This is a genomic window from Bacillus sp. LM 4-2, from assembly GCF_000978495.1.
Taxonomy (GTDB): domain Bacteria; phylum Bacillota; class Bacilli; order Bacillales; family Bacillaceae; genus Bacillus; species Bacillus subtilis.
The window spans coordinates 1,159,445-1,181,435 of the sequence record NZ_CP011101.1 but is presented as its reverse complement, the minus strand read 5'-3'; the positions used below and the strand labels follow the sequence as shown (position 1 = coordinate 1,181,435).

Below are 21,991 nucleotides of genomic sequence, written 5' to 3'. Positions count from 1 at the left end.
ACTGCTGAGTTTGGCTCAGCAGTTTTTTGATGATTCCCCTTTGTATAAAATGGCCTTCAGCAGTGCTTTTTGCACATGAAGACGGTTTTCCGCCTGCTGGAACACTGCAGAGTTCGGCCCGTCAATAATCTCCGCAGTCACTTCTTCCTCACGATGCGCAGGGAGACAATGTAAAAATGTATAGTCAGGCTTGGCATGGCTGACAAGCGCCGCATTCACCTGATAAGGCGCAAAGACAGCAAGACGTTCTTGCTCTTCCGCTTCCTGCCCCATGCTTGTAAACACATCAGAATAAATTACGTCCGCGTCTTTTACAGCTTCAATCGGATCATCTGTCAGCGTGATAGAAGAGCCGGATTGAAGTGCATATGTTTTTGCCGCTTCAGCTGCTTCATCTAACACTTCATATCCCTTTGGCGAAGCGATCGAGATATCACAGCCCATTTTCGCGCAGCCGATCATCAAGGAGTGCGCCACGTTATTTCCGTCACCGATGTATGAGACTTTTACGCCTTTAAGCTTCCCTTTTATCTCCTTAATCGTCAAGAGATCCGCCAGCGCCTGGCATGGGTGGTATTTATCAGTAAGTCCATTGATCACCGGAATGTCAGCTTCTTTGGCAAGTTCCTCCACCTTTTCATGTTCAAAGGTCCGGATCATGATGGCATCCACATAGCCTGACAGCACTTTTGCCGTATCAGCGACAGTCTCACCGCGCCCCAGCTGCAGATCTTTCTGGCTTAGAAAGAGGGCGTTCCCGCCAAGCTGTGCCATGCCCGCTTCAAAAGAAACACGTGTCCGCGTTGATGATTTTTCAAAAATCATCGCCAAGGTTTTGCCATGGAATATAGGCTGAATTTTGTTTTGTTTCAGCTCACCGGCTTCTGCGAGCAAGGCGTTTATATCCTCTTCACTAAGGTCCTTTAACGTTAATAAATCTTTTCCGTATAAACTGGTTTGCGTCACTGTGTGCATGATGCCACTTCCTTTTTATAGAGGTCTTTGAGAGATACAGGCTGCGGATGGCCAGAACCGCTTTGTAAAAACGCCCGCACAGTTTCTTCTTCTGTAAAGACGGGGATGCCGTGCGTCATGGCTTCCAAACGTTCTATGCGTGCTTCTTCAGAACCGCTCAGATTGATGTGGAGCGATTTTTCTTCTTGTTCCATCCATGAGGCAAATGTCCCTTCATGAACGGTAAAACCTGCGTTTTCTGCTAACTCCTTCACATCTTCCGGAACGTTTTGCAAATAAATGCTGCCTTTTTGACTCCAGACTCTTGTATAGATTTTTTTCAAGGCACTGTTAGCATCATATGCGACACACATGCCTTCTCCCGTTGATTTCATTTCCGGCCCAAGCTTGACATCCACATCCTGGATCGCATGAGAAGAAAAAACAGGGAACTTCACGGCAACTCCATGATGATTTTGAACTGCCGGATTTAGATCTTTTAAGGACGCTCCCGCCAGCAGTCGTGTGGCGAGCGGAATCATCGGAACGCCCATTACTTTGCTGACGACAGGAACCGTGCGGCTCGCTCTCGGATTCACTTCAAGAACGAGTATGTTTCCATTGTCGATCACAAATTGAATGTTCATGATGCCTTTAAATGAAAGTTTTCGGGCAATTTTTTGTGCCGCATCTTTCATGCCCTGCTGCAGCCCGCTCGTGATGGACGGCCCGGGAAGAATGGCAAAGCTGTCCCCTGAATGGACACCTGCCCGTTCAATATGCTCGGTATATGTCGGGATAAAGACATCCTTGCCGTCGGAAATCAAATCAATTTCGACTTCCTTTCCAGACACATACTGATCAATCAAAATCGGATATGGCATGCTGTCCTCATCATTCAGCAGCTGAGAAAGCTGGGCTTGCGAGTCAACAATGATCATGCCCATTCCGCCGATAACGTAAGATGGGCGGATTAACACCGGATAGCCGATCTCACTCGCTTTTGAAGCGGCTTCTTCTTTTGTATAAGCAATTTCTCCTTTTGCGTGCTTCAATCCCAGCTCGTCAAGAAGCTGATAGAATTGATCCCGATCCTCTAACACGTCGAGCGTTTGAAATGATGTGCCAAGAAGAGTAATGCCGGCTTTTTCGAGCGCTTCAGCAGCATTGATTGCAGTTTGGCCGCCGAATTGCACAATTGCAAAATCAATATTTTCCTGCTCCGCCACGTTTACAATATGCTCCGTTGTCATTGGTTCAAAATACAGGCGGTCCGCAATTTCATAATCGGTGCTGACCGTTTCCGGGTTATTGTTAATCATGATGGTTTCGAATCCAAGCTCTTGCAGTGTCAGCACACCGTGAACAGCACTATAATCAAATTCAACGCCTTGGCCGATCCGAATCGGGCCTGATCCGATAATGAGCGCGCGTTTTTTCTCTTTGCGGCTGATGTCTCCATCGGTTTCTCCGAAATATGTGGAGTAAAAATAGTTTGTTTTCGCATCAAACTCTGCCGCGCATGTATCTACGATTTTAAAGGAAGGCGTAATGCCCATCTCCTTGCGAAGCGCGCGCACCTCTTCCTCTGTTTTGCCGATCAGTGAGGCAATCGTTGCGTCTGAGAATCCCTTTTCCTTTGCTTTCTTCAATAATTCAAAAGAGAGATCGCTCCCTGCTTCCATCAGGCGGTTTTCCAATTTGATGATGTTGTCAAAGGTATGCAGGAAAAACGGATCAATTTTTGTTTTCGCATGAATGTCATCAATCGTCACGCTGCGGCTCAACAGCTCCATGACAACGAAAAATCTGCGGTCATCCGGAGTGACTGCCAACTCCCATAGCGCATCAATTGACAAGCCGCTGAGCTCTGGAAGGTGTGTCCCGATATTTTTTAATTCAAGCGACGCGGCTGCCTTCTGTATTGCTGCTTCTAAATTCCGTTCAATCGCCATCACTTCACCGGTGGCTTTCATTTTTGTGCCAAGCTTGCGGTCTGCGTTTTTGAATTTATCAAACGGCCAGCGCGGAAATTTGACGATCACATAGTCCAGTGCCGGTTCAAAGCTTGCGTAAGTTGAGCCTGTGAGCGGATTTTTCAGCTCGTCAAGTGTGTATCCGACTGCCAGTTTAGCAGCCATCTTTGCAATCGGATAACCGGTCGCTTTAGATGCGAGAGCCGATGACCGGCTGACACGCGGATTCACTTCGATCACGTAATATTGCTTGCTGAAAGGATCAAGCGCGAATTGAATGTTGCAGCCGCCTACAACATCAAGTGCTGAGATGATCGTCAGACTTGCTGTCCGCAGCATTTGATAGTCTTCGTCTGTCAATGTTTGTGACGGCGCCACAACGATAGAGTCACCTGTATGCACGCCGACCGGATCGATATTTTCCATATTGCAGACGGTAATGCATGTGTTATTGCTGTCACGCATGACTTCATATTCAATTTCTTTAAAACCGGCAATGCTTTTTTCGACAAGGCATTGATTGATCGGACTTGCTAATAGCGCCTGTTTAATCATAGCTGTAAAGGCTTCTTTATCAGGGGCGATTCCTCCGCCCTTTCCGCCTAATGTGTAAGCCGGTCTGATAATAACAGGAAAACCGATGGATTCCGCAAAATGGAGGGCATCGGCCTCGTTATCAACAATTTCACTCTCTGGCACGGGCTGTTTTAATTCATTCATTAACGAACGGAATTTTTCCCGGTCTTCTCCTTTTTGTATCGTTTCAACGGATGTGCCGAGGAGTTTGACGCCGTGCTCTTTTAAAACACCCGTTTCGTCAAGCTCCACCGCTAAATTCAACGCGGTCTGACCGCCTAAATTGGCAAGAAGCCCATCAGGCCGTTCTTTCTTAATGATGGCTGTCAGGCTTTCTGCTGTCAGAGGCTCAAAATAAATTTCATCAGCGAAGGCTTCATCAGTCATAATTGTCGCCGGATTGCTGTTGACGAGAATGACCCGGTAGCCCTCCTCCTTCAGCGCGATGCACCCTTGAGTGCCTGAATAATCAAATTCTGCGGCCTGCCCGATGATGATCGGGCCTGAGCCGATTACTAATATGCTTGAAATACTGGTGTCTTTAGGCATGCGCGATTTCTCTCCTTGCTGGTATCACATTCTTTAAATAATCATCAAAAATCCATTCGCTTTCCGCAGGTCCGGGATGGGCTTCCGGGTGGAATTGAACACTCATGACAGGCAGTTTTTTATGGGCAAGCCCTTCAACTGACGTATCATTGACATGATGAAACCTGATCGTGAGCTCTTCTTCATTAATCGACTGTTCATCAACCACATAGCTGTGGTTTTGGCTTGTCATAAAGACCCGTTTCGTCTCACGGTCGATGACCGGATGATTAGCTCCCCTGTGCCCGAATGGCAGCTTAAAAGTATTCCCTCCAAACGCGAGCGCGATCAGCTGATGTCCGAGACAAATGCCTAGAGTCGGAAAGCGGCTGATGATGCTTTTGATCTTTCCTAAATATGGATGGATTGCTTTCGGATCTCCAGGTCCGTTCGATAGCACAATGCCATCGGGTTTGATGTTGTATACGGCCTCCATTTGCTGGTATGGTACCACGGTAACCTTGCAGCCTCGTTTGACAAGTGATGATGCGATTGACTTTTTATAGCCAAAATCAATGAGAGCGATATGTTTATTCCCGTCGCCAAATGTGCTGATTTCCTGGGCGGAAGACTGCTCTGCCACATTCTCGGGTTGAAGGGCAATCTCAGCTCCTTCTTTAGAGGCTGTGACTGTCGCACCCATCGTCCCGTTTGCCCGGATTTTCTTCACGACAGCCCTCGTATCAACATGGGTTAACAGCGGAATGTTCCATTTCTGTAAATACTCCTTGAGGCTGTATACCGCTTCATAATGAGAAAAGTGATCACACGCCTCATAGACAACCGCTGCTTTTACTTGCGGTTTCTTGCTTTCAAAATCCTTTTCATTTATGCCGTAGTTGCCAATCAGCGGGTAGGTAAATACAATAATCTGTCCCTTATATGATGGATCTGTCAGCACTTCCTGGTAGCCTGTCATTCCTGTGAAAAAAACAGCTTCTCCCGTACAGTTTTCATGACCGTCCAGCTCGCCGCTGAACGATGTCCCATCTTCTAACACTAAATAACCTTCCATCTAACAGCCCACCTCTTGATGAATAATTAATTATAAAAATGAATTTTTATGCCTTTACATCGAAAAAAAAATCACTGGTTTACAGCGGAATGATGAGCGATTGCCTGTTTCAGCTTGCTGACGGCTTCTGCTATTTCATCCTTAGTCACGGTGAGCGGCGGCAGCAGCCGAATCACGTTCGGGCCGGCCGGCAATACAAGCAAGCCTAATGTCTGCAATTCAGCAATAATGTCAGCAACCGGGCCATCACACTCAATTCCAAGCATTAATCCTTTACCTCGGATTTGTTTAACAAAAGGGCTCTTTAGCTCTGCCTCAAGCTGTTCTTTTAAAAGCGCCCCTTTGTCAGCAGTCTCTTGCAAAAAGTCAGGCTGGAATACAATTTGCAATGTGGCATTCACAGCAGCCATCGCCAGCATGTTTCCTCCGAAAGTCGTTCCGTGAGAACCAGGGGTAAACGCTTCTCCAAGCTGTTTCTTTCCGATGACAGCGCCGACCGGAAAGCCGTTTCCCAATCCTTTGGCGACTGTGATGATATCCGGTGAGAGTCCGAAGTGCTCATATGCGAAGCCTTTTCCCGTCCGTCCGATGCCGGTCTGGATTTCATCAATGATGAGAAGGGCTTGCTTTTCCTTGCAAAACGACTGTACGGCTGATAAAAATTCAGCACTCGCCGGATTGACTCCTCCTTCTCCCTGCACTGTTTCAAGCATCACCGCGGCAATATCGCCTTCCTCCCCAAGAGCTTTAAAAGCAGAAGGATCATTGTATGGCAGGTAGTGAAAGCCTTCAAGCATCGGGCCGAAGCCTGTTTTGATTTTATTCTGTCCGGTCGCAGCCATCCCTGCATATGTGCGGCCATGGAACGACTGAAGAAAAGTGATGATTTTTGTTTTTCCAGTTGCTTTTCGGGCAAGCTTTATCGCACCTTCATTCGCCTCCGCGCCGCTGTTGCAGAAAAAGACAAGATCTCCTGCACTATGCGCTGCCAGCTTCTGCGCCGCTTGCTCTTGGAGACTGTTTTGAAACAGGTTGGATACGTGCCATACGCTGTCAAGCTGTTTTTTGACTGCTTCTGTCACCGCTTCATGGCAGTGTCCTAGATTTGATACCGCAATCCCCTGAATGAAATCAAGGTATGATTTGCCGTTTTGATCCTCAACGTACGTTCCCTTTGCTTTTTTGATGTCAATATCCCAACGGCCGTAGGTTTGAAACAAGCTGCTCATGAAACAGCCTCCTTTGCTTTGACTATTTTTGTCCCTTGAAAGGTTTGTTCTGCGAAGAATGATCCTTTTCCGTTTACGATCATGACTTCAGACACCTGATCTGATAAAGCTGACAAGGCTGAATTGACCTTCGGGATCATCCCTCCTGTGATCACTTCCTGCTTGATCAGCATCTGAATCTCCTTAGGGGTCAGGACGTCCAGACGCTGCTTTTCCTTCATGATTCCATCGACATCCGTGACGAACATCAGCTTATCGGCTTCAAGCGCTCCGGCGACTGCTGAAGCAGCCAGATCAGCATTTACATTCAGCGTTTTGCAGTCGCTTGTCATAGACAGCGGCGCAATAACGGGGATGATGCCATTTTCCATCAGCGCGTTCACCATGGACGCATCGACTTTTTTGATTTCTCCCACTTCTCCGTATGTTTCCGGATCTAGATAATCAGCCTCCAAAAGACCTCCATCCTTACCAGAAATGCCTGCGGCTCGCAGTCCGTGTTTGGCAAGCTCAGCAACGAAAAATTTATTGACAGAACCGGATAAAACCATTTCCGCCACTTCCAGCACCGGCTTCGTTGTTTTCCTCTGTCCGCCCGAAAACTCTGTCTTGATATTTAACCGTTTCAGCATATTTGTGATTTCCGGTCCCCCGCCATGTACGATCGCCAGCTTCCAGCCTGATGCCATCAGCTCTTTCAGATTTTGAAAAAATTCCTCCGACAGCTCACGGATGACACTTCCCCCGCATTTAAAAACGATTGTTTTCTTCATTTCGCTCCCCTTTATTACGTGCGATAGCTCGCGTTAATTTTGATATAGTCATAGGTCAGGTCACAGCCCCACGCTCTCCCGTTTCCGTCCCCTTCATCCATCTTGATGACAATGGTGATTTCATCTCCTTCAAGGTATTCCTTGGCGATAGATTCAGAGAATGGCTGAGGTTCGTTATTCTTAAACAGGCATTGGCCGCCAAGATAAACCTCTACTTCTTCTGCCGTCACCTGTGCTGCGGAGTGTCCGATGGCTCCGATGATCCGCCCCCAGTTGGCATCTGTTCCGTATACTGCCGTTTTTACAAGATTTGAGCCGACAATCTTTTTGGCAATGACGTTTGCATCAAGATTGTTTTTCGCTCCCTGCACTTGGGCTTCAATTAGTTTTGTCGCGCCTTCTCCGTCTCTGGCAATCTCTTTAGCCAGATCCTCACAAGTGAGCAAGAGCGCTTTTTTAAAGACCGGCCAGTCTGGATGGTCTTCTGTCAGGCACTCGTTTTCGGCGCAGCCATTCGCCATAACTAATACCATATCGTTCGTGGATGTTTCTCCGTCAACTGTGATTTGGTTAAATGAAACGTCAGTGATTTCCCGAAGCGCCTTTTGCAGCGCTTTTTCTTCAATTGCCGCGTCAGTTGTCACAAATCCCAGCATCGTGGCCATGTTCGGATGTATCATCCCTGAGCCTTTGGCCGCTCCGCCGATCGTGACTGTTTTGCCGCCGATTGCCAGCTCATAGCACGTCTGCTTAATCACCGTATCTGTTGTTAAGATCGCTTCCTCAAAATCGCCTGATCCCGCAGGTGTTTCTTTCAGCAGCTCGATCCCCGCGTGGATTTTTTCCATGTCTAAATGCTCGCCGATGACACCCGTTGATGAAACAGCGACAAGCTCCGGCTCAATGCCAAGCTGTGAAGCAAAGCTCTCCCGCATTGTGTATGCGTCCTTTAAGCCCTGTTCTCCCGTGCAGGCGTTGGCAATGGCGCTGTTGACGATGACGGCTATCAGTGTCGGTCCGTGCTTTAAGCTGTCTTGTGTCACTTTGATCGGAGCAGCCTGAAAGTGGCTTTGGGTATAAACCGCTGCGCTCACGGCCGGTGTCTCGCTGATAATGACGCCGAGGTCTTTTTTTGAGTAACGCAGCCCGCAATGCACACCCTTTGCCTGAAATCCTTTTGGTGAGGATACATCACCTGTTACTTTTACAATTTGATCTTCACTTAACTGAATCATGGTTCGATTCTCTCCCGTTCTATGGATAAATTGGCGTGATGGTGAGTCCAGTTTCTTCATTCCAGCCATTCATCAAATTAAAGTTTTGCACTGCCTGACCGGCGGCACCCTTCATTAAATTATCGATTACCGAGACGATCGTGACTCTGTTCGTTCTCTCATCGAGGGTCACGGCGATATCACAGAAATTGCTGCCGTACACTTCTTTCGTTTGCGGGTACTGACCTTTTGGCCTCACTCTCACAAAATATGAATCTTGGTAAAATTCCGAATATAAATCATGCAGGTCATCTGCGGATAGATCACAGGTTAATCTGGTATACATCGTCGCCATGATGCCCCTTGTCATCGGAACCAAGTGAGCCGAAAATGTAATGGGCCCGAGGCCTGGCTGCCATTCATTCAGCGCCTGCTCAATTTCCGGCGTGTGCTGATGTTCATTGACTTTATAAATTTTAAAATTGCCGTTCAGCTCAGAAAAATGGGTTCCCATGGATGCTTTTCTTCCCGCTCCGGAAACACCCGTCTTCGCGTCAACGATAACGAAAGATTCATCGAGCAGTTTCTTTTGAGCCAATGGCGCGAGGCCAAGCAAAACAGCTGTTGGAAAACAGCCTGGATTGGCAATGAGTTTCGCCTGTTGAATTTGCAGTTGATTCAGTTCTGCCAGACCGTATACCGCCTCTTGAATCACCGCCTTCGGTGCCGCTGTCCGTTTATACCATTTTTCATATTCAGCCGATTCTTGTATCCTCAGATCACCTGACAGATCAATAACCGGAATTCCCGCGTCTGCCAGCTTTGGAGTCAATTCACTTGATACTCCGGGCGGCGCAGCGAGAAACATGATATCTATTTCGTGTTTGATCGTATTCATATCAATCGGCTTCAGCTGCTGATCCGCTAAGCCGGTAAGATGAGGATAACCCTCGCTATAGACATTCCCTTCTCCGCTGGATGAATAAAGTATGCATTCCTCTGCATGAGGATGATGCGAGAGAATCCTGACAAGTTCGGTGCCTCCATATCCTGTAGCACCTACAATTCCTATTTTCAAAACAAGTTCACCCTCTTAGTCTTTGTGAAATTATTTAACATTATAACATGAATAAAAATTAATTCAATCGTATATTTAATATTTTTATTCATTTATAAATTTTCTGTTCAATGGAAATTCCACTCAAAAAAACCAGCACAACTCCAGCACAAAAACGTTGATGCGGTGCCGCATTTCAGCCGCATAAAAAAACAGGCTGACCGCGTCAGCCTGTTTTCATCATCATCAATCCACTCAAAAAATATAGAATAGAGCTTGCATAAAAAATCATTTGCACTGTGAAAAAGTCAGCGAGAAAGCCCCCGAGCATAATGGCTGCTGCTGAAAAGACAGCTGTCCAAAAATGGTAATTCCCAATCTTCTTTCCACGCTCTCCGCTGTCTGTAAAATTAGCGATCAGCACTTTTTCTCCATGCTTTTGCATCGCTCCAAAGAGCCCTAACAGCACTTGGACGATATACACTTGAACGACGCTTCCGATATGCGGGACATATAAAAGCAGAACAGCCATCCCCCACGAGTTCAGAAGCAGAAAATAACGGCTGTCAAACCTTTCAGACAGCCGTCCGAGGAGCGGGTAAATGAGCGCTCCGCTCAACCCAAACAATCCGTAGGAAAAACCGAACTGTGTGTAGCTTGAGCCGATATTTTTCACAAACAGAATATAAAACGGAAAGATTAAGCTGCTTGCGAAAAACACGCTGCTTTGTGATAATGTCAGCCATTTTAATTTGTTTTTCCCCATTATTTATACCTCTGATAAAAGTAATTCATAAAGCGCTCATCCGGGTCATAGGTTCGTTTTTTCTGAAAAAACGCTTCACTTTCCGGATATGCCTGTCTCATTTGCTCTTTTGTCTGGTAGGTCATATAAGGCAGATAATAGCTGCCGCCGTGCTTGATGGCAACGTCTGTCATGCGCCTGATGATTCGGGCAGTATCTGCCTGGTCTTCTTTTGAAAAGCCCTCGTTTATTAATAGCACGAGCGAAAACATATCGTCCTTCGCATAGGAAAGGTCGGCCTTTTCATTTTTCTGCACGTAGCGGATCGTAATGTTCAGCAGGTTCAGATCTTCGTCCGACAGCGTTTGTCTCAGGTCATCAATATAGGACCCATACTCCTTCACGGGCACAAAGTATTCTTGCAAAACATCTGTGTTGTCATTGTTTTCATACTCAAGAAACTTTGATTCGGACCGCATGACGTTATTGCGTGAAATCTCTGTGCCGTTTTGGCTCAGAAAATAGGATTGCTGTGTGTTCCACAGCCAATTCCTGCCCCATTCATACTGTCTTGACAAACCGAGTGCAAACTTTGTGGCTCCCGCATACTCATCTTCTTTGAGATCGCTGTATGATGGCAGTTGATCCTGATGATCAGCCAATACGTAATTTGTGACATACATGTCTTTCAGAAATCCTTTTTTCGCTGTTGAAATTCGCGCCAGATGCATTCGGACATCTGGATTTCCTTTTACATGCTTTGAAAAATAGTCTGAGTATGTGCTGTAATTCATTTTTTCTGTCTTCATGACATACAGCTCATCATCTGTCAGCTCAAGCGTTACATCAAGAATCACGCCAAAAAGGCCGTACCCTCCGATGACCGCCGTAAACAAATCATCTTTTGGAGTGACAGTGATAATCGTCCCGTCAGCTTTTAAAAGCCGAAATGATTTGACTGTATCAATCAGCGAGCCGTAGCGAATATCACGTCCGTGTGCATTTGCGCTGAGAGATCCGCCGATTGTAAAAATGTTTTGTGACTGCATGACTTTTACCGCGAGTCCGTATGGATTCACGTATTTCTGGATATCATTCCACGTTGCACCGCTTTGCACCCTGATGGTTTTCTTCTCTTGATCGAGTGACAGGATTTTGTTGTAGCCCGTCATGTCGAGAACGATGCCGTCCTCATAATATGTATGGCCGCCCATGGAGTGCTGGGCCCCGGCGATTGAAATTTTTATGTTTTTTCGATTTGCCTCTTTGACTGTGTCAATGAGCGTTTCCTCTTCCTGCCCTTTCACTGTCTGCTTTATTTTTACAGGCATCAGGCGGCTGACATCCGTCATCTCGCTTGTGTCTGTTTTTTGCTCTGAGTTCACAGAGTACGCAAACAGGGCCGCATACGCGCCAGTACAAAGCGCGAATGCAAGCAATTTCTTTTTCATAGTGCTCTCCCTGCTGTTTTTATGACCATTATACCATGACTGCGTCCTCATTTTTCCAAATTATCTTCTTGCCCGTTTTTCGGCACGGCGGTCGGCGACGATAAAGCAGGCGTGAATCGCGCCCGGCAGCCAAAAGATACAGGTCAATATGAGATTCAGCAAGGCCTGAAACGGTTTTCCCGAAAACAAAACAGCAAGCGGCGGGCATAAAACTGCCAGCAGGTACATCATTTCCTTTCACTCCTTTCAGCTGTAAAAAAGGACAGCCTCACATGTCAGGCTGTCCTCTTTTGTTTTATTGAATGCCAAGCGCAATTTTTGCGTATCTGGACATTTTATCCCTAGTCCAAGGCGGATTCCATACAATGTGAACCTCTGTGTCTTTCACTTCAGGAAGGTCCGCTAATGCTTTTTTCACCTCATCCACGATAATCGGCGCTAAAGGGCATCCCATTGATGTTAGCGTCATGGTGATGTGCGTCAAGCCATCTTCATCCATATCAACGTCATATACCAAGCCGAGGTTCACGATATCAACGCCAAGCTCAGGATCGACAACCTGTTCCAGGGCGCCCATGATGTTTTCTTTTAATGCTTCTTCCACGTTCCCTCACTCCTTTTTTCTACAGTATAACGTAAATTCAGCTCTTGTTAATAACTTAGTGCTTTATAAGTACGTTTCAAACCATTCAATCGTTTTTAACACAGCTGCCCGCGGGACTTTATGGTCAGCGTTTTCATCTCCGATAAATTGCAGGCGTTCCGGCTGCTCGCTGTAATGGGATTTGATCGTGTCATAAAATTTCCGGGTCGGCGCGTAAGGCACGACCTTATCTTTTGCACCGTGCCAAAATAAAAGCGGGCGCTGTTGCAGTTTCTCCGGCTGAAGGCTGAGATCCCGCAATTCGAGACGTTTCATCAGCTCCTGTACCTTCTCTTCCGGCACATCGATTTCAATGCCCTGAGATTGAATATGGTCAATCTGCTGCTGAAACAGCTCCACGTAATTGGGGCTTCCCATCAGGCTGACGCCGGCTTTTATCCAATCATATGCAGTCAAAGCGCCAAGCGTTGTGATGCCGCCCATTGACGTGCCTGCGAGACCGATGCGGCCGCCGTCTATCAGGCCCTCTTTTTCAAAATGGTTTTTAAGTACGCCGATCTCTTCAATCTCGTTTAGGACGATATCCCAAAAATGCCCCGCCAGCTCTTCGACAGCCATTTCTTCTCCCCGTTCACCATGGTGCAGAGCCTCCGGCAGAACGGCTCTGAAGCCCTTCTCCGCAAGCAGGTAAGCAATATGAAGATTGTGTTCCTTCGCGCTTGTAAAACCATGGATAAAGATCACAAGAGGAACAGCGCGGTGCCTGTTCTCTTCCTTTACAATATGTAAAAACGGAATACCGGAAACGGTTTGATTCTCAATTTGTATCACAATGTGCCCCTCCTTAGGATAACCATAATCATAAGTGTAACATGTAGACAATAAAGATGGTAAAAAGCTACACTGTAAGTAAGGCAAAACAAGCAAAATCTAAGGTTAAAGGAGCTTTTCATGGAGACAAAACCCTATTTAATCGCATTAGATTTAGATGGAACATTATTAAAGGATGATAAAACCATATCTGAAAACACCCTTCAGACGATACAGCGCCTAAAAGATGACGGGCATCATGTCTGCATCTCAACAGGCCGTCCGTATCGTTCAAGTTCCATGTACTACCAGCAGATGGAGCTGACAACGCCAATTGTCAATTTTAACGGAGCATTTGTCCATCATCCGCAAGACGACAGCTGGGGACGATATCATACGTCACTGCCGCTTGATGTTGTCAAACAGCTCGTGGATATCAGCGAGAGCTACAACGTACATAACGTGCTTGCTGAAGTGATTGACGACGTATACTTTCATTACCATGATGAGCACCTGATAGATGCCTTTAACATGAACACAACAAATGTAACGGTCGGAGACTTGCGGGAAAATCTCGGTGAAGATGTGACGTCCGTACTCATACATGCAAAGGAAGAGGATGTGCCGGCAATACGCTCATATTTATCGGATGTGCATGCCGAGGTGATCGACCATAGAAGATGGGCCGCTCCTTGGCATGTCATTGAAATTATCAAAAGCGGCATGAATAAAGCGGTCGGCCTGCAGAAAATCAGCGATTATTACGGCGTGCCGAGGGAGCGGATCATTGCTTTTGGAGATGAGGATAACGATTTGGAAATGCTTGAATTTGCAGGCTGCGGCGTTGCAATGGGAAATGGAATTGACGCGGTCAAGCAGATTGCCAACCGAACTACGGCCACAAATGAAGAGGACGGCGTGGCAAGGTTTTTGAAAGAATATTTCTCACTTTAAAGAAGGTCCGTATTAATTTTTCCCACTCATAAACCTTACTTTACCCCACCATACTATTGAAGACGACTCATCTCGTCAAAGTATGGAAGGGGGCAGTCTCAAAATGGGTAAACGAAGCAAATCCAGAAGGTTTATTCAGCAGGGTAAAGACTCCATCGGGCTACACGCCGCAAGATTTCCATATCGGTCTACTTTAGAAGAAGCTCACCAGCATGCCGCGGCACGAGACTCGGCTGAAAGGCAGTATGAATATTAAATGAGAAATGAACTGTTTCAGCAGGCAAAATCATTTGTTCAACAGGCGGTCATGGTGACAAACGGCTTTGAGGAAGGCGATCAGGAGCAAGCGATTCTGAGAGCCAAAAATGCTGTATCTTCTGCGTATGCCAATTCGACAGATGCGGAACGTCAACAGTTGCATCAATTTCAAAATCAGCTGGACAAACTGCAATAAAAAAAGGCTATGGCGACTCGCCATAGCCTCTTATTTGACTTCAAACTGCTGAACAGCCTGAACCTGCTTGAGATTTTCCGCCCTGCCCTTAAATGTCACCTTTACCTCATAGGTTCCGGGCTCAGGGACTTCCTTCCACACATCAGAGAAATCATATGTTTCTCCAGATTCAAGCGTCAGGTTTTGAAAAGCCTGCGTAAACATTTTGTCTTTCGAATAACGGTATCTTTCTTTGTGCTCAGAATCATACACGACAAGTTCAAATTTTTGCCCTGTGCTGAATTGAAACTCAATAGCACGTTCGCTTTGGTTCTTCAGCGACATGTTAAACTTGATTTGTTCAGGCTCCTGAATTGCGTCAATAGATAAAACAACCTCTTGATTCTCCATTCCGCCTGATACCTCCTTATCGGGTTCTGTCTGCTCATCTTTCCCGCAGCCTATCAAAAGCAGCACGGGGAGGAGCATCACAAGCAGCCGTTTCACGACTTCCACCTGCTTTCGTCAGTCTTTTCTAAAGAAACCAAAAATCCCTGTCGTTTGAACGATGTTCGTAAATGCTTTTGGATCAACTTCTTTGACGATCTTTTCTAAATCGTACAGTTCATACCTCGTGATGACGATAATCATCATTTCTTTCTGTTCGTTCGTAAATGCTCCTTTTGCCGGAACAGTTGTGATGCCGCGCACCATTTTTCCGTAAATGGCTTCCTTGATTTCGTCCGCTTTTTTCGTCACAATCATTGCCGTAAGCTTCATGTGGCGAGTGTGAATGGCGTCGATCACCCTCGTTGTCACATATAGTGTAACCAGGGTATATAATGCTTTCTCCCAACCTTGCAATAATCCTGCCGTCAAGATGATAATCCCGTTCAGAATGAAGAAATACGTGCCGACGGGTTTATCCTTCCACTTTGCAAGTACCATGGCGACGATATCAAGCCCGCCTGTCGAAGCTCCGTATTTTAATGTTAAGCCGATACCGACTGCGGAAATGACGCCGCCGAACACCGCGTTCAGCAAAATGTCATGTGACAGGCTTGTTTCCGGCAGGATCCCCATAAACAGAGTAGTGAGTGCGACACTTAAAATGCTGTACACTGTAAACGATTTGCCGACCTTCAGCCATCCTAAAATACCGACCGGAATGTTTAAGAGGAACAAGAGCGTTCCCGTCGATATGTAAAAGGGGGCATATTGATCAACGACGCTTGATAAAAGCTGGGCAACACCTGTAAATCCGCTGGCATATACATCTGCAGGTATCAAAAATAAGTTCAGCCCGGCAGCATTGAGTAAAGCGCCGATGATGACGATGAGTAATTTTTTTGTTTGATCTAGTACCATGGCATGTTCCTCCGCTCTTTCTTCTTTATTATGTTTTCCCTTAAAACAAATATTTGAACACGATTTTGGCAAATTAATATGATATAGTTGGCTTAACTCTCATGATAACGAGCGATAACGGAAAGAAGGGAAGCAATATGACAGTTCATCTCATCGCTGACAGCGCCACTGATTTGCCTCGTTCTTATTTTGAAGAAAAAGGCATTGGCTTTATTCCGCTCAGGGTTTCTCTCGGCGATAAAGAATTCGAAGATGCAGTCACAATTCATGCGGATCAAATATTTGAAGCGATGCAAAATGGAGAAACGCCTAAGACGTCCCAAGCCTCACCGCAAACGATTAAAAATGTGTTTTTGCAATATGCCGAAACAGGTGATCCCGCTCTTTACATTGCCTTTTCCTCAGGTCTCTCCGGCACGTATCAGACAGCTGTAATGATCGCCAATGAAGTGAAGGAGGAATTCCCCGATTTCGATTTGCGGGTCATTGATTCCAAATGCGCTTCATTAGGATACGGTCTGGCTGTCCGGCATGCTGCCGATCTCTGTATCAACGGGAATACAATACAAGAAATTGAAACGTCTGTAAAGAACTTTTGCAGCCAGCTTGAACACATTTTTACCGTTGATGATTTAACATATCTCGCGAGGGGCGGCCGGATATCCAAAACGTCCGCTTTTGTCGGCGGCCTGTTGAATATTAAACCGCTGCTTCAGATGGAGGACGGCAAGCTTGTGCCTCTGGAAAAAATTCGCGGACAGAAGAAACTTTTCAAACGGATCATCGAGCTTATGAAAGAGCGCGGGGATGATTGGAGCAATCAAACCGTCGGGATTAGCTACGCCGCGAACAAAGAAAAAGCCACGGATATGAAACACCTGATTGAGGAAGCGTTCAAGCCGAAAGAAATCATTATGCATCCAATCAGTTCAGCCATCGGCTCGCATGCCGGTCCAGGTACATTGGCGATATTCTTTTTAAGAAAATGAGCAAACAAAAACAGTCAGACTCTGTGTCCTGACTGTTTTTGTTTGCTCATAGAATGCCGACAGCCTCATACGCCTTTTCGACTGAAGCTGATTGCTTCGAGCCTTCACCGTATAAATCATTGGCAGCTTCAATCGCCGCTTGCTTCATCATGCTGAAATCTGTAGATGCCGTTACATAATATGTTAAAGCCCGATAGTAAATTTGTTCACTTGCTTCACGCCCAATCCCTTCAACCTGTACACCGTGGTGCACGCCTCCTTCTGCAAGAAGATAAGCTGCTTTATTGTGAATGGACGAATTGATATGGACTCCGCCATAATCCTCTGTTCCTGTGTAGCGGTTCGAGTAATGATCTGGATTTCCCTGCTTAGATGGGTCCTCCAATGACCGCAATGAATCTCCTGCAATACCAGGAGTATAGACATCTTCGCCGATCTCCCAATCATCACGGTCAGCCATCGCGCCCATAATGTCAGAAATGGACTCATTTAATGCACCGGGTTCTCCTTGATATAAAAGACCGGCGGAATACTGTGTGACTGCGTGTGTGATTTCATGCGCGACAATGTCGAGCGATCCAGACAGCGGCTTAAATTTCGAACCGTCTCCATCCCCGTATACCATCTGGACACCGTTCCACGCAGCATTGTTCCATTGTTTGCCGACATGCACGGTAGACGTAATCCTTGCTCCGTTTTGATCAAAAGAATCACGGCCAAATGTCTTGCTGTAATAATCGTAAACGGCTTGCGCATTTGCGTGTGCGTCTACAGCCGCAGGTTCATTAAATACGGACGTGCCGCTGACTATTTCTTTGCCCGTATACCCGATCAGTTGAGACAAAAGCGTAAACAAGGTTTCGTTCAGGTTCTTCGCGTCAAATGTATTGATCCCTTTTCCCCTTGTTTCGTCAGCCAAATAAAAGCGCCCATTTTGTTCTGTGACGTCAAAGCTTTTTTCATCACCTGACACGCCGATTCCTGTACCTGCCGCTTCATGAATGGCATTAAAGGACTCGATGACCTTTCCGTTTTTGGCATCGATGAAATAATGCCAATAGCCAGGCTCAGGTTCAGATGTCGAGAGTCTCACAAGGTAGGCGAGATCATATTCACCGTCGTGTGGATAGATATATAATTCGCCTTTTGGTTCCCCATCAAGATATTCGATTTTTCCAATGGAAGCCTCGAGCTCACGCCTTGCTGTATGTATTGCTTTTTTCTCAGAAATAGACGGTGTGACGGAGACGTCCTTGATTTGCGGATGCACCTTTCCAAAGAAACTTTTCACTTGTTTGTTTTCCTTCATCGCGACCGCTTGTTCAAAGCCGTAAATCGGAATTCCTTTGTAAACCTCCGTTAATTTAAAAAACGTTTGTTTTGTCTTTGGATCCTTTATGGTTTTCGAAACGCGAAAATGGCTGTTCGCATTCCCTTTGAGCTTAAACTGCGTTTGATGCTTGTCAAGATAGGAAAATAGCGATTCTTTCTGGGTTGTGTTTTGTACCGGCTTCTGCGGTGACTTTTCGATGATGTATGAAGGGGTTTGATACGTATGGTCGTATTCGATGCTTTCTTCAGCTGAGGCATGTGTTACAAAAACCATTTGGGCCGCTGTGCATAAGCCGGCCAGTAATAGAGATGTCTTGGTCAAGTTGCGCAAAACACCACATCCTTCCTATTTTGGAATCTACCATTTTTCTTCATCCTATCAAAAATACAAAAACTTGTATGTGGTGCTTCGTTCTTATTTTCCCAAAAAAGAAGGGCAGAGATATTTCGCTCTGCCCTTCTTTTTCTACTCTACTAATTTTTTATTGACATAAATAATAACCCCTGCTCCATATGCCAGTATAAGCGGAGGTATGAGCTGCTCCTGACCTTGAAATGAGATAAAACTATTCAGCAAAATGAACAAACCGGAATTCAAGAAAAAGTAGCCTGCTATTCTGGCCAGCCGATCTTTATCCCGTATACGCGCCTCGTTAAACCCAGCCAACATCCAGGTTTGTTTTTTGATTCCGACAAAATAGGCAACCACAAAGAATAAAAGCGCGATGACAATTAATAGATAATTGATGCTGATTTCCATCTTACAGCCTCCTACAAGATTACTTGATGTTAAGAAAAAGAAAAAAAGCGGCGCAGCTTACTGCAATCAGCAGCAGGACGACAAGCGCATTGAGGAACGGGCTCAAAAGGAGCACCACTGCTAAAAACAGCAGATAAACCGCACCGACTCGCGAAATCTTGACAATCTCCTTTTGAGAGCGCATTTTGTTTTTTCTGACACCTGCAAACATCACCAATTTTTTCCGCTTCCATACATATCCGGCGAGCACCATTAAATAAACAGCCAGCGGCAGATGTCTGAAGTCGGACGGCAGCAGCGGCAGGGCGATAATCGTGACAATGAGAAGGACCGAAATCCAGCTTTTGCCCAATAAAGACCTCCTCCTTTTCGTCTCTCCCCCATCACCCATCATCAATTCGGCAAGCTCCTTCGGATGAGAAAATTCAGATTCAACAGCTTCCTGCAGTTCCTCTTCACTAAGGCCGGCTTTGATTCTGTCTTGAACGAAAGCGGTGATATGCCCCTTTAATTCGTCGATAGCGTTTTCTCTCTCTACATCAGGCATATTCGCCAGCTCTGCATTTAGTTCCTCCATGTATCGGTCAATGATAAGCTGTCCATTCATAGCAAATCCCCCGATAAAGACAGTAAGGCTTGATGGGTTTCCAGGTATTTCTCCAGCCGTTCTTTTAACATTTCTTCTCCTTTTTGCGTCATTTTGTAATACTTTCTTTTCGGGCCGTCCAGTGAATCTTCCCAAAAAAATTCGATCCATCCCTTCTCGGTCATACGTTTCAAAATCGGATAAATCGCTCCCTCTGAAATAGCCAGCGCCGAGGTGGTTTTTAAGGATGACGTCAGCTCATAACCGTACATCGGTTTAGAACGCAGAAGGGATAGGATGGCCAGCTCGAAAATCCCTTTTCGAAATTGAACAATCCAGCGGTCATTAACTTGATTCGTTTTCATGGTTTAAATATATCGAAAAAAACACTATATATCAATCACATATAGCAGTGTAAAATGTCCTGTTTTTTCTTTTAACAAAAATGGAATTTCCCATACTTTTTAACCTTTTTATTACATAAATGTTTTTATATTATGAAAAGTGTAAAAACGATTCTTCAGGTTAAAAGGAGCAGTCGAATGCAGAAATCGATATCATTTTTTGTCATTTTTTCAATCCTTTGGGGTTCGCTATTTCTGTTTTCTATTATTGGCAGCTTAGGGACAACCCCAATTCCGCTGACAAAGGACTCCAAATTTCTCATGTCCAGCATCCTCCCTCAGGGCTGGGGCTTTTTCAGCAAAAATCCGCGTGATACTGCAATCGGCTTATATGAGGCTGAAAATGCCAGCGCCAAGGTCAGATGGCCCAATATGAGGGCTGACAACCTATTCGGCCTGTATCGGTATGGGCGGTCACAAGGCGTTGAAATGGGCGTGATCTACAGCCAAGTCGGCAAGGAACAGTGGACAGCATGTAAAGAAAAGGACCTCGGCGCATGCAAAAGCAAAGCCAAAACCGTGCAATTAAAAACACCCGCTCCCCGCCCGCTGCTTTGTGGCAGCTACTATTTGACGAAAGAGGATATTGTTCCTTGGAGCTATTCTAAATACACCCCTTCGTCTTATCAGGTAAAAAGCATAGTCAAGGTTGTGATCTCATGCTCGAAAACATAAAACAGACCATCACCAGATGGGACGAAAGAAACCCGTGGACAAATGTATACGGCCTCGCGCGAAGCATCATTGCGCTATCCAGCCTGCTGACGCTGCTCATCAATCACCCGAGCCTCATTATGAAGCCAGCCAGCGGGATCAGCAGCTATCCAGCTTGTAAAATGAATCTCAGTCTCTTTTGCCTCGGCGAAAATAACTATATGATGTTAAATCTTTTCAGGTGGGTCTGCATTGTCATTCTGGTGCTTGTTGTCATTGGCTGGCGCCCCAGAATCACCGGGGTTCTGCATTGGTATGTCAGTTACAGCCTGCAGTCATCGCTGATCGTCATCGACGGAGGCGAGCAGGCAGCAGCCGTCATGACCTTTTTACTGCTTCCCATCACGCTGACCGATCCGAGAAAATGGCATTGGAGTACGAGACCTATAGAGGGCAAAAGAACACTTGGAAAAATAACAGCTTTTATTTCTTATTTTGTGATCAGAATCCAAGTGGCGGTGCTTTATTTTCACTCTACCGTCGCTAAGCTGTCTCAGCAGGAATGGGTGGACGGAACGGCCGTCTATTATTTCGCCCAGGAAAAAACCATTGGCTTCAACGGCTTTTTTCAGGCGTTAACGAAGCCAATTGTAACAAGTCCGTTCGTGGTGATTCCGACATGGGGGACGCTGCTGGTTCAAATTGTCATCTTCGCGGCGCTGTTTGCGCCGAAGAAGCATTGGAGATTGATTTTGATCATCGCTGTTTTTATGCATGAGATTTTTGCAGTCATGCTGGGCCTCATCAGTTTTTCGATTATCATGGCCGGCATTTTGATATTGTATCTCACTCCTATCGATTCCACGATTCAATTTACATATATTCGCAGACTGTTGTGGAATAAAAAACACAAGAAGGGAGAGGTTTCAGTTTGAAGAAGGCGTTTCTAGTATTTTTGTCGGTTGTATTGGTGACGACTGTGTTTTTGGTGAAGCAGCAAGAAAGTGTGGCACAGGCAAAGCAGCTTGAGTATTCAGGTGAGGAAATTTTTAAAGGCTTTGTGTTTGCCCAAGGGGAAGTTGGCAAACAGCTTCCAGAGGTCTTTAATAAAGCGATGACAGACAAACTCAACACAAAACAGGCAAAGGCTTTTGCCAATCAGGTTGTCGCTGATATTAAAAAAGAGGATGCTGACTTTTTTGATAACCTGAAGAAAGCTGTTTACAGCAAAGATGCATTGAAAGTGGATGAACTGCTGAAAAAAGCAGGTCAAATCGTTGAAGAAAAAGTAGAAGCTGCAAAGGAAATCGCCGCTTCTAAGGATGATACATCCAGAGTTCAGGCCGAGCTTGTCAACACTGTTGATACCGCTAACTATTTCTATTATGTTTCTTATGTTGCTGCAGCAGGTACCCTGATTCTGATCATTCTCGCCATTGATATTACGCCGATTGCGATTTCAGACAATGTGGATCGCGAAATGGCAATCAGAACACTGGTTGATGAATTAAACTAGACA

Annotated in this window: 25 protein-coding genes; 7 read left to right on the top strand and 18 right to left on the bottom strand. The window is 45.8% G+C overall.

All coding sequences use genetic code 11. The features are described from left to right. Positions 1-15 precede the first annotated feature (15 nt). From argF to bslm_RS05895, 12 genes are all read right to left on the bottom strand, one after another. Entirely contained in the window at positions 16-975 is a 960-nt protein-coding gene (gene argF, locus bslm_RS05945) for an ornithine carbamoyltransferase (RefSeq protein WP_014479432.1), read from the bottom strand. Next, the gene (locus tag bslm_RS05940; RefSeq protein ID WP_046380929.1) at positions 963-4,055 is read right to left on the bottom strand and encodes a carbamoyl-phosphate synthase (glutamine-hydrolyzing) large subunit; all 3,093 of its coding nucleotides are present in this window, start codon (positions 4,053-4,055) and stop codon (positions 963-965) included. Before bslm_RS05940 ends, argF begins: the two co-directional genes overlap by 13 nt. Continuing rightward, a complete protein-coding gene (locus bslm_RS05935; RefSeq protein ID WP_046380928.1) occupies positions 4,048-5,109 on the bottom strand; it encodes a carbamoyl phosphate synthase small subunit in 1,062 nt (353 codons plus the stop codon). Before bslm_RS05935 ends, bslm_RS05940 begins: the two co-directional genes overlap by 8 nt. 71 nt (positions 5,110-5,180) lie before the next feature. Then, complete coding sequence (locus bslm_RS05930; RefSeq protein WP_046380927.1) at positions 5,181-6,338, bottom strand: acetylornithine transaminase; 1,158 nt, start codon at positions 6,336-6,338, stop codon at positions 5,181-5,183. After that, positions 6,335-7,111: an acetylglutamate kinase gene (gene argB, locus bslm_RS05925; protein ID WP_014476417.1), complete on the bottom strand. Its 777-nt coding sequence runs from the start codon at positions 7,109-7,111 to the stop codon at positions 6,335-6,337. Before argB ends, bslm_RS05930 begins: the two co-directional genes overlap by 4 nt. Before the next feature lie 14 nt (positions 7,112-7,125). Next, a complete protein-coding gene (argJ, locus tag bslm_RS05920; RefSeq protein WP_046380926.1) occupies positions 7,126-8,346 on the bottom strand; it encodes a bifunctional ornithine acetyltransferase/N-acetylglutamate synthase in 1,221 nt (406 codons plus the stop codon). A 19-nt stretch (positions 8,347-8,365) separates the two neighbouring features. After that, positions 8,366-9,403: an N-acetyl-gamma-glutamyl-phosphate reductase gene (gene argC / locus bslm_RS05915; RefSeq protein ID WP_041345489.1), complete on the bottom strand. Its 1,038-nt coding sequence runs from the start codon at positions 9,401-9,403 to the stop codon at positions 8,366-8,368. Positions 9,404-9,608: 205 nt separating this feature from the next. Next, the gene (locus bslm_RS05910) at positions 9,609-10,148 is read right to left on the bottom strand and encodes an MFS transporter (protein ID WP_003232993.1); all 540 of its coding nucleotides are present in this window, start codon (positions 10,146-10,148) and stop codon (positions 9,609-9,611) included. Further along, positions 10,148-11,578, bottom strand: a complete 1,431-nt coding sequence (locus tag bslm_RS05905) for an FAD-binding oxidoreductase (protein ID WP_046380925.1) — start codon at positions 11,576-11,578, stop codon at positions 10,148-10,150. The genes bslm_RS05910 and bslm_RS05905 overlap by 1 nt, the downstream gene beginning before the upstream one ends. 60 nt (positions 11,579-11,638) lie before the next feature. Continuing rightward, positions 11,639-11,809 carry a YqaE/Pmp3 family membrane protein gene (locus bslm_RS20535; protein ID WP_003232996.1) on the bottom strand — a complete coding sequence of 57 codons (171 nt, stop codon included), beginning with the start codon at positions 11,807-11,809 and terminating at the stop codon, positions 11,639-11,641. A 64-nt stretch (positions 11,810-11,873) separates the two neighbouring features. Beyond that, the gene (locus bslm_RS05900; protein ID WP_003232998.1) at positions 11,874-12,182 is read right to left on the bottom strand and encodes a metal-sulfur cluster assembly factor; all 309 of its coding nucleotides are present in this window, start codon (positions 12,180-12,182) and stop codon (positions 11,874-11,876) included. Between the two features lie 63 nt (positions 12,183-12,245). After that, a complete protein-coding gene (locus bslm_RS05895; RefSeq protein WP_046380924.1) occupies positions 12,246-13,013 on the bottom strand; it encodes a prolyl oligopeptidase family serine peptidase in 768 nt (255 codons plus the stop codon). A 120-nt stretch (positions 13,014-13,133) separates the two neighbouring features. Here bslm_RS05895 and yitU point away from each other — a divergent pair, with 120 nt between their 5' ends. The 3 genes from yitU (at position 13,134) to bslm_RS05885 (ending at position 14,400) form a co-directional block, all read left to right on the top strand. Then, positions 13,134-13,946, top strand: a complete 813-nt coding sequence (gene yitU / locus bslm_RS05890) for a 5-amino-6-(5-phospho-D-ribitylamino)uracil phosphatase YitU (RefSeq protein WP_021479570.1) — start codon at positions 13,134-13,136, stop codon at positions 13,944-13,946. A gap of 103 nt (positions 13,947-14,049) precedes the next feature. Beyond that, the gene (locus tag bslm_RS21550; protein ID WP_003245103.1) at positions 14,050-14,202 is read left to right on the top strand and encodes a hypothetical protein; all 153 of its coding nucleotides are present in this window, start codon (positions 14,050-14,052) and stop codon (positions 14,200-14,202) included. After that, positions 14,203-14,400: a DUF3813 domain-containing protein gene (locus bslm_RS05885; RefSeq protein WP_003245613.1), complete on the top strand. Its 198-nt coding sequence runs from the start codon at positions 14,203-14,205 to the stop codon at positions 14,398-14,400. 30 nt (positions 14,401-14,430) lie between these two features. Here bslm_RS05885 and bslm_RS05880 read toward each other — a convergent pair whose 3' ends face one another. Together bslm_RS05880 and bslm_RS05875 are read right to left on the bottom strand one after the other, a co-directional pair. Next, on the bottom strand, positions 14,431-14,886 hold the full coding sequence (locus bslm_RS05880) for a BsuPI-related putative proteinase inhibitor (protein ID WP_014479419.1): 456 nt from the start codon (positions 14,884-14,886) through the stop codon (positions 14,431-14,433). Positions 14,887-14,904: 18 nt separating this feature from the next. Continuing rightward, positions 14,905-15,747, bottom strand: a complete 843-nt coding sequence (locus bslm_RS05875; protein ID WP_003245017.1) for a YitT family protein — start codon at positions 15,745-15,747, stop codon at positions 14,905-14,907. A gap of 137 nt (positions 15,748-15,884) precedes the next feature. On the opposite strand from bslm_RS05875, the gene bslm_RS05870 reads away from it, so the two are divergent. Next, positions 15,885-16,736 carry a DegV family protein gene (locus bslm_RS05870; protein ID WP_003245785.1) on the top strand — a complete coding sequence of 284 codons (852 nt, stop codon included), beginning with the start codon at positions 15,885-15,887 and terminating at the stop codon, positions 16,734-16,736. Positions 16,737-16,782: 46 nt separating this feature from the next. Here bslm_RS05870 and nprB read toward each other — a convergent pair whose 3' ends face one another. From nprB to bslm_RS05850, 4 genes are all read right to left on the bottom strand, one after another. Next, positions 16,783-18,399 (bottom strand): neutral protease NprB, encoded by a 1,617-nt coding sequence (gene nprB / locus bslm_RS05865; RefSeq protein WP_009966979.1) that lies wholly within the window; start codon positions 18,397-18,399, stop codon positions 16,783-16,785. Between the two features lie 135 nt (positions 18,400-18,534). Then, entirely contained in the window at positions 18,535-18,828 is a 294-nt protein-coding gene (locus tag bslm_RS05860; protein WP_003233021.1) for a DUF3784 domain-containing protein, read from the bottom strand. A 19-nt stretch (positions 18,829-18,847) separates the two neighbouring features. After that, positions 18,848-19,435, bottom strand: a complete 588-nt coding sequence (locus tag bslm_RS05855) for an HAAS signaling domain-containing protein (RefSeq protein ID WP_003244996.1) — start codon at positions 19,433-19,435, stop codon at positions 18,848-18,850. Further along, complete coding sequence (locus tag bslm_RS05850; RefSeq protein ID WP_003245674.1) at positions 19,432-19,779, bottom strand: PadR family transcriptional regulator; 348 nt, start codon at positions 19,777-19,779, stop codon at positions 19,432-19,434. Before bslm_RS05850 ends, bslm_RS05855 begins: the two co-directional genes overlap by 4 nt. 177 nt (positions 19,780-19,956) lie before the next feature. Here bslm_RS05850 and bslm_RS05845 point away from each other — a divergent pair, with 177 nt between their 5' ends. From bslm_RS05845 to bslm_RS05835, 3 genes are read left to right on the top strand one after another with little or no spacing between them, the layout of a single operon-like run. Further along, the gene (locus bslm_RS05845; protein WP_003245405.1) at positions 19,957-20,493 is read left to right on the top strand and encodes an SdpA family antimicrobial peptide system protein; all 537 of its coding nucleotides are present in this window, start codon (positions 19,957-19,959) and stop codon (positions 20,491-20,493) included. After that, a complete protein-coding gene (locus bslm_RS05840) occupies positions 20,478-21,407 on the top strand; it encodes a sporulation-delaying protein SdpB family protein (RefSeq protein ID WP_032730460.1) in 930 nt (309 codons plus the stop codon). Before bslm_RS05845 ends, bslm_RS05840 begins: the two co-directional genes overlap by 16 nt. Next, positions 21,404-21,988, top strand: coding sequence for a sporulation delaying protein family toxin (locus bslm_RS05835; RefSeq protein ID WP_046380923.1), 585 nt, complete (start codon positions 21,404-21,406; stop codon positions 21,986-21,988). Before bslm_RS05840 ends, bslm_RS05835 begins: the two co-directional genes overlap by 4 nt. The last annotated feature ends 3 nt before the right edge of the window (positions 21,989-21,991 follow it).